This window comes from Sphingorhabdus sp. (assembly GCF_041737645.1).
Taxonomy (GTDB): domain Bacteria; phylum Pseudomonadota; class Alphaproteobacteria; order Sphingomonadales; family Sphingomonadaceae; genus Sphingorhabdus_B.
On the sequence record NZ_JBGSRI010000054.1, the window covers coordinates 25,270 to 37,945 of the forward strand.

A 12,676-nucleotide genomic window follows, 5' to 3' on the forward strand; every position below is an offset into this window, starting at 1 on the left:
ATTGTGAAAAATTGTATTGTTTGAAAGATTCTTTGGTCCCCGGCCTTTCGATTTCAGAGAATCATGTCTATACCAATAACCAAGAAGGAGTCGATTTGGCGCTGTTATGTCAGCAAGTAAGTCTTTCCGGCGGAATAAAGCCATTTTTGCAGCTGCGTTGCTTGCAACGGGTTCGCTTGTCTTGTCACCGCTGGTGATGCCTGCGTTCGCCGCCAATACGATAGAACGCGCCAACCGGGCTTCCAATGATTGGCTGAATACATTTACACCTGCTGGTGTTGACAGTCGGCTGGCTGAAAAATTTGCGGAACCATCGGGTGCCGACAATCGCCGTTTCCCGTTCACGCTTGCTGGCGGGGAAGCCAATCGTAACCGGACAATCATTGTTGCTGCGCGCGCCAATTCGCGTTTGACGGCAGGTGCGGTATCGGTGCGTGGTGCAATCGCCGCGGTTGAACCCGGTGCGGGCAAGGCTTTGCGCCTCTCGACCATCGACTATCGACTGACGGCGGCGAAAGGTTGGCAGGGCTTCACTTTGCCGACTGCTCCCAAACTCTCGGCTGTGGCACCGCTCAGCGAATTGGGTCGGGGCAGCTTCCGGCTTGATGACGGCGTTAAAAAGCCGCGCAAATTCAATGCGAGCATAAAGCTTGACGAAAACAAGGAAGTTGCGCCCCCTGCGCGCGGCAGCGCTTCAACTAACGAATATAAGCTGGATGTCGGCGGCAGCTTCTCCATCAGCCGCAAGATCGATTTGACGGCGGGTGTTCGCTACACAAGCGAAAATGACCGAGTAATGCCCACCACGGATAACCGTAAGGATAGTGAAGCAGTCTATGTGGGGACCAAAATCCGCTTCTAGGTCTTTGCTGTAATTTTTCGATCCATCAATCCGTCGATTGCAGCCCATCCATAAATCAGGCGTTGATTGAACAGCTTTGCCTTTTGGCGGGTCACCCCCCCCAATGCGATAATTTTTGTACCATTGACCTTGGCCGCTATTCGATTGAGTCCGTGCAAGCCGAGTGGGCTTTGCCCCGGATGACTGTTGGTTGCGAATATCGGCGATACCAAAATCATTGCGCTTTTAATGCGCCTTGCCTCGGCCAGTTCCCGCCGGTCATGAACCGAAGCACTTTGCAGCATTTTTGAACGCTTACTAACGCTGCGGTGAAACCCGTCCGCGCGCCAGTGCACGGCACTCCGTTCGCTTCCTGCGAGCAGCAAAATATGTCCGCGTTGCCGGCAAATATGCGCGACCTGTCGAAACAGGGCGAATCTCTGCGTTTCGTTAAGTTCGTAATGACGGAATATAACGCCAGATCCAATTGGCAACCGCCGGATAGACGAAAACAACCTGTCTCCGAATCGCTGATCGGTCATCAACCAGATTTTTGGAAGGGGGTGGCGGCGGCGCATACGGATGCGTATAGCGCTAGCTTATGCAAGCAACAGCCAAAAATCCAAGCCGACCGATTACCGAAATCAGGGCGCAGATGGCGTCTGCGGCAAAAGTCGCAAAACGCCGTGAAGGTGATGTCACCCTTATCGCAGTTTCGAAAACGCGCTCCATTGAGGAGATTGAACTCTTAATCGCGGCTGGACAGCGGGCCTTTGGCGAAAACCGCATTCAGGAAGCGGCCAGCAAATGGCCGGAATTAAAGGCGCGGTATCCTGACATCACACTTCACCTTATCGGACAATTACAATCCAACAAAGCGCAAGAAGCCGTTGAGATTTTTGATGTCATTCACACGGTTGACCGGCCTTCGCTGGTTTCTGCTTTAGGCAAGGCGATGCGTGATCAGGCCCGTCACCTTCCCTGTTTTATCCAGGTTAACATCGGCGCAGAAGAGCAAAAAGGCGGCTGCGCCATTTCGGCACTTCCCGAATTGCTGGAATTAGCGAAAAAAGAGGGGTTGGCGATAAAAGGCCTAATGTGCCTGCCGCCCGCTCATGTCGAGCCGGCGCCGTTTTTTGCCCTGCTGGCAGAGTTGGCGGCACGTCACGGTTTTACTGGGTTAAGCATGGGAATGTCCGGTGATTTTGCCACTGCCATCATGCTAGGCGCAACCCATATCCGCGTTGGTACGGCGTTATTTGGCGAGCGCGATTGATTTACTGATTGGAAATCGGGCAAGTCCATTACGGACGGGGACAAGAGCTTCTGCTATTTCGGATTGTAGCAAGTCACAGGCACTGATGATGGCGTTGTCGAGCACATCCAGCCCGCCTGTAAGCGCCCCAAAAGCTGGCATAATGAGCTTGCGGTCGCTTTTCACAAAGCAGCGGCGCGATACCATTCGCCCGCGCAACATTTGCCGGAACTTTGGGTGAAAATGGCCCGATATTTCTGGCATGGATTCGCCCGCTTTTGCTTCGTGGCGTAATAGGATATCGTCCAATTTCAGATCTGTAACAGATGATCCGCCCCAACGGCCTTCCAAAATAGGGTCATGATTGCCTGTTATCCAGATCCATTCGGTTGACCGGATCAGGCCGGACAGAATATCGGCGGCATCCCCGCCCAAACGTCTTTCTCCGCCGCAGTCGTGAAAATTGTCGCCCAAACATATGATGCGTGCCGGCAGAAATATTTGGGAGAGCGCAGCGAGGGCCTGTATGGTGGCAAGGCTGTCATATGGCGGCAGCATCTGGCCGCCCGCCGCATAGGCGCTGGCCTTTTCCAAATGCAAATCGGATACCAACAATACTTTTTGGGAAGGCCAATACAGCGCCGAATCACCTGCCAATTCGAAAACATCGCCACCAAATTCGAATATGCGCTTCATCGCGCCAGCCTATGCGGTGCATCGGTTTGTGTTGCAAGTTGTCACTGGAAAGTGGTCGACATCCTCTTGGGTCTGTTGCGCCACACATTGTTTGGAAGGTCAAAACCTACCCGGCGATTGCCAAAATCAATGAGAACCCGATCAAAAAGTTTCAAGGCATCCATACCCAGAAGGATCGCGGGCCTGTCATTCATCTTGAGCGCGGTGAAGGCGTAGTTTTCGGCAAAGGTGATGGGCAGATCATTGATCGCCAGTCCGCCAATTTCTAAATGCCTTAATTGGGTGAATTGCCCGTTTAACACTGTGCCTGTGACGCTTAACATTTCAACCGGCACAAAGTCTGTTTTAAAGTGTCTACGGCGCAACTTGTCACGTAGCGCAGGATTGGCCATGCTGTTTTGTGCACCCGTGTCCAAAATGACATCCACTTTTATACCGTCGATATTTGCGCTGGAAATAATCATGCGGCCCGCTTTTTTCTTCGCGGTTACCACGATCATACCGTTTTCGAGCTTTGTTTTACCCCGCGTTTTTTGTGACGGCAGGACATCCATTTTTTGGTGTACGAAATCCAGCAAAACCTTGTTTTCTTCAAGGCTGTCTATTCCTAACAGGCCATAAGCTCCGAGATTTGACCGTTCGAGACCGGGCGCCTCTAATCCTTCGAGATTAACCGTCGCTGTGGTCAATTTATCGATGAAAAAGGAATTCACTTGGGTTTGCCCTGAAATGGTCGCAAGCGTGAGTATCGGGCCGGCCTCAAGGAACAGTTTTTTAGCAAGATCATTTGCGATCACTGTCCGCTCGGCACCCGTGTCAACGATGAATGGTACCGCTTCACTGCCATTCACCTGAACCTGGACCGTCATCCGGTCGGTCTTGTCTAACGCGAAGAGCTCGATTTGAGCCACTTCGGGCGCGGACACTGGTATAGCGTGCGCGACGGCACCAATATGGGCAAGCACGATGGTTACGATTCCCAAAACCAAATGTTTCATGTCATCTTCTCCCGCCCGGATGCTACGCCTGTTTACGATAAGCGGCAAGTCACCGCCGGTCGAAGCAATTGCCCGCTTTGTCGAAGCAGTTAAACAGCGCCGATCGTCTTCGATTGTTCAATGTATCGGGGGTTAGGGGGTCATCGCCAGACCGGCAAGACTCTCTGCTTCCAACAGAAGTTCATCGTCTACCGAGCCTTGTGCGACGCTTTCGCGCCCGATCATTACCAGTAACGGCACGGCCAATGGGCTAACCCGTTCCAGATCGACGTGCAACATTGTATCAGTGGCCCGGTCAAGCAGATCGCTCAACCGGCCCAAATCGGTCAAACGCGCCCGGGCATCGGCCCATGCTGCCTCCAACAACAGATGGTCCGGTTCATATTTTCGCAGCACATCATAGATCAGATCGGTGGAAAAAGTAACTTGCCTTCCGGTCTTGCGCTTACCCGGATGCTGGCGTTCGACGAGGCCGCTGATAACCGCAACCTCGCGGAATGCGCGTTTCAACAGATAGCTGCTTTCCACCCATTCGACAAATTCGTCGTTTAATATGTCGGCTGAAAACAAAGGTTCCGGATCGGTTATCGGTTTCAGGCTCCACACGCCAAGCGCATAGTCGCTCGCGACAAATCCCATCGGCATGAGGCCACGGCTTTCCATCCGCCGGGTCACCAACATCCCAAGCGACTGATGCGCGTTCCAGCCTTCGAACGGATAGGTCACCATGTAATGGCGCTTGTCATGCGGAAAGGTTTCGACAAGCAGTTGTCCGGGCGTCGGCATTTTGCTGCGATAGGCCTGCATTTCCAGCCACTCGCGCACCTCGTCGGGAAAGCGTGCCCAACCTGCCTGATCGGTCAGCATAGACCGCACCCGCTGGGCCAAATGGGTAGTGAGCGGAAGTCGTGCGCCCATATAACTGGGGATAGTATTTGCCGCTTTGGTCGCGGCCCGCACGATTAGGTCGAGATCTTTGATCGTTTCGACTTCCAATGCCATGCCCGCAAATGTGAATGTGTTGTCCGGCGTCAATGTGGCTGCGAAGCTTTCTTCGACTTTCCCTAATTTGCGGCCGTTCCGGAAGCGGACGTCAAGCATCGGCGAATCTACAATAATGCCTGCGTTGAACCGGTGTTGCGCCGCAAATTTGGGATGCGACAAATGCCATTGCCCGTCGGGTCGCTTCACCAGCTTTTTGAATTTATCATAGGCTTTCAAAGAATAGCCGCCGGTTGCAATGAATGCGATCACCCGCTTGAATGTCATTTCATCCAAAGCGGAATAGGGAAAAGCCGACTGAATTTCGGAAAGGAGATCGGCTTCATAAAATGGCCCGGCGCAGGCAAGTCCCATCATATGCTGCGCCAGCACATCGTAACTGCCCGGCTGAAAAGCCTCACCATCGCGCACGCCTTCGCGGACCGCATCATAAGCAGCTTGCGCTTCGAGATATTCGAACCGGTTGCCGGGGACGAGAATTGCTTTGCTTGGCTCATCCATCCGGTGGTTCGACCGCCCGATGCGTTGCAATAGCCGTGAACTTCCCTTTGGTGCGCCCATCTGGATCACACAGTCGACGTCACCCCAATCAACGCCGAGATCAAGCGATGCCGTACACACCAGCGCGCGAAGCTTTCCTTCGGCCATCGCGTTTTCAATTTTACGCCGGGCCTCTATCGAAAGCGATCCGTGGTGGATGCCGATGGCATATTTCGGTTCGTTCGCGTCCCATAATTTCTGGAAGATAAACTCGGCAAGAAAGCGGGTGTTGCAGAATATCAGCGTGATTTTATTGCGGCCGATCTCTTCAATTAACTGCGGAATAGCGTGCTGACCACTATGTCCGGCCCATGGTACGCGGCCTTCAGGCAACAGGATTTTAAGATCAGGTTCCGCCGCAGCCTCGCCTTGCACCAGCCGCACCTGATTGATGTCACCATAAGGTGCAAGCCATGCACGATAGGCATCGGGATCGGACACCGTTGCCGACAATGCGACGCGTTGCAACGCGGGTGCGAGCGCTTGTAGCCGGGCCAGCGAAAGGCTCAGTAAATCTCCGCGCTTGCCATTGGCAAAGGCATGAACTTCATCAATGATAACGCGCTTAAGTGTAGAAAACAGGAAAATACTGTCTTCGTGGCTCAACAATAATGACAGTGATTCAGGCGTGGTTAGCAAAATATGCGGTGGCTTCACCCGCTGCCTTTGTTTGCGCTCTGACGGCGTATCGCCGGTGCGTGTTTCAACCCGGATGGGCAAACCCATTTCCTCGATCGGCAACAGCAAATTGCGCCGGACATCGACGGCCAGCGCCTTCAGCGGAGAAATATAAAGCGTGTGAAGGCCATCACACGGGTTGGCAATCAAGTCGCTGAGGGTCGGGAGAAATCCAGCCAAAGTTTTGCCCGCACCCGTTGCTGCCACAAGAAGCGCGTGACGTCCTTCATCGGCAGCATCGATCATCTCCAACTGGTGTCGCCGCGGATGCCAATTACGGGCGGCGAACCAGTCGGAAATGATGGGAGATAGCGTCACACGGACTTAATGCCCGACAGTTTCCCCGCGTTCCAGTCCTGATGCCGCCAATTGTGCGTCAATCTGCGCCATCAGGCGATCTAGACCTGCTTCGCTCGATGCTTCGGCGCGGGCGACAAGCACATCCTGGGTATTCGAGGCGCGCAGCAACCACCAACCATCAGGTGTGCTAACACGCGCGCCATCGGTGTTGTTGACGTCCGCTCCATCCGCAGAAAGCCGGGCGAGAACTTCATCAATCACCGCAAATTTACGGCTTTCGTCTACCTGGAAGCGCATTTCGGGTGTGTTAATCATGTCGGGCATCGCACCGCGTAGTTCGGTCACGCTTTTGCCCAGCTTGGCCGAAGCTGCCATTAGCCGGACCGCCGCGTAAATGGCGTCGTCAAAGCCGTAATATTCATGTTTGAAAAAGATATGTCCGCTCATTTCACCGGCCAACGGTGAACCTGTTTCCTTCATTTTGGACTTTATGAGGCTATGTCCGGTTTTCCACATAAGTGGTTCGCCGCCCAAATCTGCAATCCGGTCGTAAAGCGCTTGCGAAGCCTTGACGTCAGCGATTATGATTGCGCCCGGTACTTCGCCCAAAACATCTTCTGCATAAATTTGCATGAGCTGATCGCCCCAGATGATGCGGCCTTCGCCGTCGATTGCGCCGATCCGGTCACCATCACCGTCAAAAGCCACTCCAAAATCGAGATTCTTTTCCGCGACAAGCTTTTGCAAATCGACCAGATTTTTGGGGTCGGTGGGATCGGGGTGATGATTGGGAAACTGGCCATCCACATCCACAAACAAAAGATGGTGTTCACCAGGCAGCATCTTCACCAGCTTTTCAATCGCTGGTCCCGCCGCACCATTGCCCGCATCCCACCCGATGCGGAACGGTTTTTGTGGTGCCGCCTGCGCGACCCGGGCGACATAGTCGTCAAGGATATACAGATGTTCAGACGTTCCAGTACCATCCACCCAATCACCAGCAGCAGCCATTTGGCCGAGTTTCTGGATGTCCGCCCCGAAGAAAGGCCGTCCCTGAAGGACCATTTTGAAGCCGTTGTAATTGGCTGGATTGTGGCTGCCGGTTATTTCGATGCCGCCATCTACATCTTCCAAAACGGCTTCGGCATAATATAACATGGGCGTAGGTCCCATGCCGATGCGGACAACATCGACGCCGCTGTCATTCAAACCGCGAACCAAGGCTTCCTCAAGCATCGGTGAGCTGACGCGCCCGTCATAGCCTATAGCGGCCTTTTTACCGCCAGCGCGGATCAGGCAAGTGCCAAAGCCGCGGCCAATGGCATAGGCATCATCGGTGCCCAGCGTTTCGTCGATTATGCCGCGGATATCATATTCACGAAGTGACGTAGGGTGGAAAACATGGGTCAATGTCGATACTCCTGTTATGTGTTCGGACGGCGCTTAACGCGAATGTTTTTCAAGTTCGTGTAGCAAATGGTCACGCGCTTCATTTAATTCACGCGCACGCTCTTCGTTCCCTCCGGTGTCGGGATGGTTCTGCGCGATCAGCGCGCGGTGCCGTTCACGAATCCGCGCGGCGTTGTCAAAACGGGAAACCCCCAAGAGGAGCCGGGCCTTGTCGGTATCAAATTGGCCGTCCTGTTGATTTTTGGAGCCGAACAGCCGCTTTTGGGTCCCGCGATGCCATGCTATTGCGACGAATATGGCAACCAGCCCGAGGAAGAAACTTCCGCGTAGCATGATAGCTGCGCCTGCCACGCCCATGACAATCGGCAGAAGCGTTTCAATCGTCAACTTGCCCTTCATACCGCCCATCCATGGACCGCGACACTAAAGGCAATAAGAAAAGGCATCATGCTAAAACAGCCTGGCTTGGTTCGGGAAGCGCAAGGCCAGTCACCAGTTCGCGCAGTTCCTGCCGTGCGACGATATGCGCGGTCGCCAACTGGCCCAGATGTCCCTTGTCAATCAACGTTAGGCCAGATGGAAACAGCTCACGGTATATCACACGCTCATTAAGTCCGGGAACCGACCGGAAACCGACGCGTTTTGACAATTCTGCAATGGCATCGGTCATACGTTGCTGGTTTCGCGCTTCCATATTATGCAACCGGTTACGCACTACAACCCAGTCGATTGTAACGCCGTCCGCCTTCGCACGCTCTTTTCGCGCTTCCCAGATGAGTTCGGCATAAAAGCTCAACCGGCGGACCTTGAAATTTTCAGCATCAACCTGGCCGATAAGATCGAAATCGACAAAGCTGTCATTGATGGGGGTAACGAGCGTATTTGCCCGTGTCGCAACAAAACGGGCATATTTATCATCGCGACCGGGTGTATCGTAAATGACAAAGTCATTGTCGTGGCTCATCCGGTCGACTTGGCGTTCAAGTGTTGCTTGTGAATCATGTTCGAACACCTCGAACTCCGGCATGGGCAAGGTGATCCCGCGCCGTTTGATGGTGTCGCGACGATTTTCCAGATAGCGATAGAGCGTGCGTTGACGCGAATCGAGATCAATACATGCGACCCGCGCGCCACGGGATGCAAGTGCGATAGCAACGTGCACTGCGGTTGTTGATTTTCCTGTGCCGCCCTTTTCATTGGCGAAAACGATATGATGTACCCCGGCCATACGCCTATTATAACCCCTGTTCGATATTTGCCTTGAAATGCATTATATGCATCTTTCATAGACATGCCCTCATGGCCAATAACCAAGGCGACCGGTACGTGCAAACCATCAATCAACTTGACTCACTGCGAAAAAATATTGCGGCGCTACGTAAAGCAAGGCAGCGCGTCGCTTTAGTCCCGACTATGGGCGGGCTGCACGACGGGCACCTTGCGTTGGTGGAGGCCGCGAAAGCCCATGCCGATGCGATTGTCGTTTCAATTTTCGTCAACCCTACGCAATTTGGTCCCAATGAAGATCTCGACGCCTATCCCAGAACGTTGGAACGTGATTCTGAATTGCTACGCGGGTGCAAGGTTGATCTGCTGTGGGTACCGCAAGTGCCCATTATTTACCCCCATGGGTTCGCGACGAAAATCCATGTCGCCGGACCCAGTGCCGGATTTTGTGGCGGTTCTCGACCCGGGCACTTTGACGGCGTCGCGCTGGTGGTCGCCAAATTGTTCAATCAAATAGAACCCGACGTCGCATTTTTTGGCGAAAAGGATTTCCAGCAACTGGCGGTCATCCGGCAAATGGCGCGGGATCTGGATTTCAATCTGGACATTGTCGGAGTTCCCATCGTTCGGGATGCCGATGGCTTAGCGCTGTCTTCGCGCAATGCCTATCTGTCGGCGGCGGAACGCAAATCTGCGCTCGCATTGCCCCGCGCATTGAATGTTGCAGCGCAAGCCATCCGTGCGGGCGCTGAAATTGGTCAAACAATTGCAGCCTCGATCGACACTATCACAGCCGCTGGTTTCTCGAATGTGGATTATTTTGCGCTTGCCGACGCCGTAAGTTTGGAGGTGCTTTCAATCTATGACGGCCGCCCCGCCAGGTTGCTTGCAGCGGCTAAAATCGGGAAAACCCGGCTGATCGACAATCTCGCTCTTTGATTTCGGCCTGCCCCGCTCCAGAATGGACGAAGTTTTCCTCGTTTTCGTTAACCATTTGTTAGCCATGATACGCGAAGTTGTCCCCACAAGGGAATTTGGGGACAAAAAATGGGAAACAGTTTCGAAAGCGCTAATTTTCTAATCGAAAGCCGACTGGCTGACGCCGCACGTGGTTGCGCCGATGCTTTGTATGATCTCGGCATGGCATACTCTACCGGTGGTGGTGTCGACATCGACCTGATTGAAGCGCACAAATGGTTTAATCTTGCCGCGTTGAATGGCAGTGAAGCCGCCATGATGTGCCGTGCGGACATATCGGACGATATGACGGCCCGCGAAATCGCCGAAGCGCAACGTCAGGCGCGCGCTTGGCTGCAAGGTACCGAACACCGCAAGGCCGCCTGATACTTTCTTGAGTTTACAACCTAGTTCGACTGGCATTTTCAAATCGCAATTGGGTCGTTAGACCCAGTCCCTGAAAAGGGGACAAATGCACATGGTTCAGATGACATTGACCGAGGTCTATCTGATTGCGATGATATTGATATTCGCCGTGCCTTTTTTGATTTGGTGCCTTTTCCGAACCGAATATTATGCCCCTCTGGTGGTTGTCCAGATTATCTGCGGTATCCTTTTGGGGCCCGGCATCATGGGTGCTATGTTCCCCGAATATTATGATTTTGTGTTCCGTCCGGAGGTCATTGGCGCGCTTAATGGGGTTGCATGGTGGGCGGTGATGATCTTTGTCTGGGTGGCCGGCATCGAACTCGACCTGTCCGAGGCATGGAAAAAACGTCGTGAAACGGGAGTTACCGCCGGGCTTGCACTGGCGGTACCGCTCATTTTTGGCGGCGGGGCGGCGGTATTGCTGTTGCAAACGGGGTCAGGCTGGGCAGGAATTAAAGGGGAATATTGGCAAGTTGTTGTCGGGATCGGAATGGCTTGTGCGGTCACTGCCCTCCCCATCCTCATTTTATTCATGGAAAAGCTGGAAATACTACGCCAGCCGCTGGGCCAAAGAATTTTGCGTTACGCCAGTCTGGACGATGTCGCGATATGGGGCGTACTTGCGCTTATCTTGCTCGATTGGGAGAGGATAGGCAGACAGGCTGCGTTCCTTGTGATGTTCGCGGTGGCTGCATTTCTGGTGCGACGCTTGATGTTGAAAATCAATGAAAATGACCGCTGGTATGTCGGACTTATCTGGCTTGCAATATGTGGCTTCGCTGCTGACTGGGCTGGTTTGCATTATATGGTGGGGGCATTTCTGTCGGGCGCAGTATTGGATGCCAAATTATATGACCAGAAACGAATGGATGATTTTCGCGGAACGGTATTATTGACTGTCATGCCTGTATTCTTCCTGAGTACGGGGCTTCGTACCAATTGGGATGTCGGCGGCGTTGCCGTGTTCGGGGCGGCAGCTCTTCTGCTGTTTGCGTCCGTTACGGGTAAGTTAGCCGGAATACATATCGCAGGGCGCATCCTGAAGTGGGAAAAAGGTGAAGCGTCATTGATCGGGTGGTTATTGCAAACCAAAGCGCTCATCATGATCATATTCGCCAACATCCTGCTGGACAAAGAAATTATTACCAACGAAACCTTCACCGCCCTGCTGTTGATGGCGGTAGGCAGTACGATGTTGACCATTCCGTTGGTGACACCAAAATTGCTACATCTCAAATCGGTCGTTTCACGAACCGAATAGCGCCGCTAACAAGATTTTTACCCTACTGACCCTAAACGCGCGCCAGACAACAAGGAATCAAGCATGAAACAAGCGATCATCGTCACCGGAGCAGCCGGGTTTATAGGCCATGCTGTGGCGCACCGTCTTCTTGCCCGCGGCGAACGCGTTATCGGTGTCGATATCGTCAACGATTATTATGATCCTTCCTTAAAAGAAGCGCGGTTGGCAACATTTGACGGGCATGAAAACTTTACATTCGTGCGGATGGATATTGCCGATGCAAATGGAATGGCAAAGTTGGTCAGCGATAATGGCGTCGTAAAGGTCGTACACCTCGCGGCGCAGGCTGGCGTGCGGTACAGTATCGAAAATCCGTTTGCCTATGAACGCTCAAACCTCGCGGGTCATCTGTCGGTGATGGAGGCTTGCCGCCATGCGGAAGGCTTTGAGCATCTCGTTTATGCATCGTCGAGCTCGGTTTATGGCGACAAACCGATGGGCGGCGAAGGCTTCACCGAAGACGAACCGGCGATGGACCCTGTCTCGCTTTATGCCGCGACGAAGCGCGCCTGTGAATTGATGAGCCAGTCTTACGCTAAATTATACGGGTTTCCGCAAACCGGCCTGCGTTTTTTCACCGTTTACGGCCCCTGGGGGCGGCCCGATATGGCCTATTTCAGCTTTACCCAGAAAATCCTGAAGGGCGATTCGATCGAAGTGTTTGGCAATGGCAAGATGGCGCGGGATTTCACCTATATCGACGATATTGTCGACGGCATCATTGGGGCGCTCGACAATCCACCGCAACGGGGCGACCATCGTGTGCTGAACATTGGTGACAGCCACCCTGTCGGCCTGATGGAAATGATCGAAACGCTTGAAAATGCGCTGGGTCACAAAGCCGTGAAGATCATGCGCCCCATGCAATTGGGCGATGTCACCGCAACTTATGCGGATGTTTCAAAACTGAATGCGCTAACGGGCTATAAACCCAAAGTGATGCTGGCCGAAGGACTTCAGCGATTTGCCGATTGGTACCGGTCGCATTATCATAAAGAATGATGTGACCAACGGTCGGGATCAAATCGATTTATCGGCGT

Annotated in this window: 13 protein-coding genes; 6 read left to right on the forward strand and 7 right to left on the reverse strand. The window is 53.3% G+C overall.

Annotation, left to right across the window (positions count from 1 at the left end):
* The first annotated feature begins 106 nt into the window (after positions 1-106).
* Positions 107-862: a hypothetical protein gene (locus ACEW72_RS10155; RefSeq protein WP_373476264.1), complete on the forward strand. Its 756-nt coding sequence runs from the start codon at positions 107-109 to the stop codon at positions 860-862.
* Here ACEW72_RS10155 and ACEW72_RS10160 read toward each other — a convergent pair.
* Positions 859-1,383: a thiamine phosphate synthase gene (locus ACEW72_RS10160; RefSeq protein ID WP_373476265.1), complete on the reverse strand. Its 525-nt coding sequence runs from the start codon at positions 1,381-1,383 to the stop codon at positions 859-861. The two genes, ACEW72_RS10155 and ACEW72_RS10160, sit on opposite strands and share 4 nt — an antisense overlap.
* Positions 1,384-1,442: 59 nt before the next feature.
* On the opposite strand from ACEW72_RS10160, the gene ACEW72_RS10165 reads away from it, so the two are divergent.
* Positions 1,443-2,117: a YggS family pyridoxal phosphate-dependent enzyme gene (locus ACEW72_RS10165; RefSeq protein ID WP_373476266.1), complete on the forward strand. Its 675-nt coding sequence runs from the start codon at positions 1,443-1,445 to the stop codon at positions 2,115-2,117.
* On the opposite strand, the gene pdeM is transcribed toward ACEW72_RS10165, so the two are convergent.
* From pdeM to ACEW72_RS10195, 6 genes are all read right to left on the reverse strand, one after another.
* On the reverse strand, positions 2,097-2,792 hold the full coding sequence (gene pdeM, locus ACEW72_RS10170) for a ligase-associated DNA damage response endonuclease PdeM (RefSeq protein ID WP_373476267.1): 696 nt from the start codon (positions 2,790-2,792) through the stop codon (positions 2,097-2,099). The two genes, ACEW72_RS10165 and pdeM, sit on opposite strands and share 21 nt — an antisense overlap.
* Before the next feature lie 41 nt (positions 2,793-2,833).
* On the reverse strand, positions 2,834-3,790 hold the full coding sequence (locus ACEW72_RS10175; protein ID WP_373476268.1) for a retroviral-like aspartic protease family protein: 957 nt from the start codon (positions 3,788-3,790) through the stop codon (positions 2,834-2,836).
* 132 nt (positions 3,791-3,922) lie between these two features.
* Complete coding sequence (locus ACEW72_RS10180; RefSeq protein ID WP_373476269.1) at positions 3,923-6,328, reverse strand: ligase-associated DNA damage response DEXH box helicase; 2,406 nt, start codon at positions 6,326-6,328, stop codon at positions 3,923-3,925.
* A 6-nt stretch (positions 6,329-6,334) separates the two neighbouring features.
* Entirely contained in the window at positions 6,335-7,720 is a 1,386-nt protein-coding gene (gene pgmG, locus ACEW72_RS10185) for a phosphoglucomutase/phosphomannomutase PgmG (RefSeq protein WP_373476270.1), read from the reverse strand.
* 33 nt (positions 7,721-7,753) lie between these two features.
* Positions 7,754-8,119, reverse strand: a complete 366-nt coding sequence (locus ACEW72_RS10190) for a J domain-containing protein (RefSeq protein ID WP_373476271.1) — start codon at positions 8,117-8,119, stop codon at positions 7,754-7,756.
* A 46-nt stretch (positions 8,120-8,165) separates the two neighbouring features.
* Complete coding sequence (locus tag ACEW72_RS10195) at positions 8,166-8,948, reverse strand: division plane positioning ATPase MipZ (RefSeq protein WP_373476272.1); 783 nt, start codon at positions 8,946-8,948, stop codon at positions 8,166-8,168.
* 98 nt (positions 8,949-9,046) lie between these two features.
* On the opposite strand from ACEW72_RS10195, the gene panC reads away from it, so the two are divergent.
* The 4 genes from panC (at position 9,047) to ACEW72_RS10215 (ending at position 12,638) form a co-directional block, all read left to right on the forward strand.
* Positions 9,047-9,886, forward strand: a complete 840-nt coding sequence (panC, locus tag ACEW72_RS10200) for a pantoate--beta-alanine ligase (RefSeq protein WP_373476327.1) — start codon at positions 9,047-9,049, stop codon at positions 9,884-9,886.
* A gap of 108 nt (positions 9,887-9,994) precedes the next feature.
* Complete coding sequence (locus ACEW72_RS10205) at positions 9,995-10,291, forward strand: SEL1-like repeat protein (RefSeq protein WP_373476273.1); 297 nt, start codon at positions 9,995-9,997, stop codon at positions 10,289-10,291.
* A gap of 91 nt (positions 10,292-10,382) precedes the next feature.
* Positions 10,383-11,594: a cation:proton antiporter gene (locus ACEW72_RS10210; RefSeq protein WP_373476274.1), complete on the forward strand. Its 1,212-nt coding sequence runs from the start codon at positions 10,383-10,385 to the stop codon at positions 11,592-11,594.
* 63 nt (positions 11,595-11,657) lie between these two features.
* Positions 11,658-12,638, forward strand: a complete 981-nt coding sequence (locus tag ACEW72_RS10215) for an SDR family NAD(P)-dependent oxidoreductase (protein WP_373476275.1) — start codon at positions 11,658-11,660, stop codon at positions 12,636-12,638.
* The last annotated feature ends 38 nt before the right edge of the window (positions 12,639-12,676 follow it).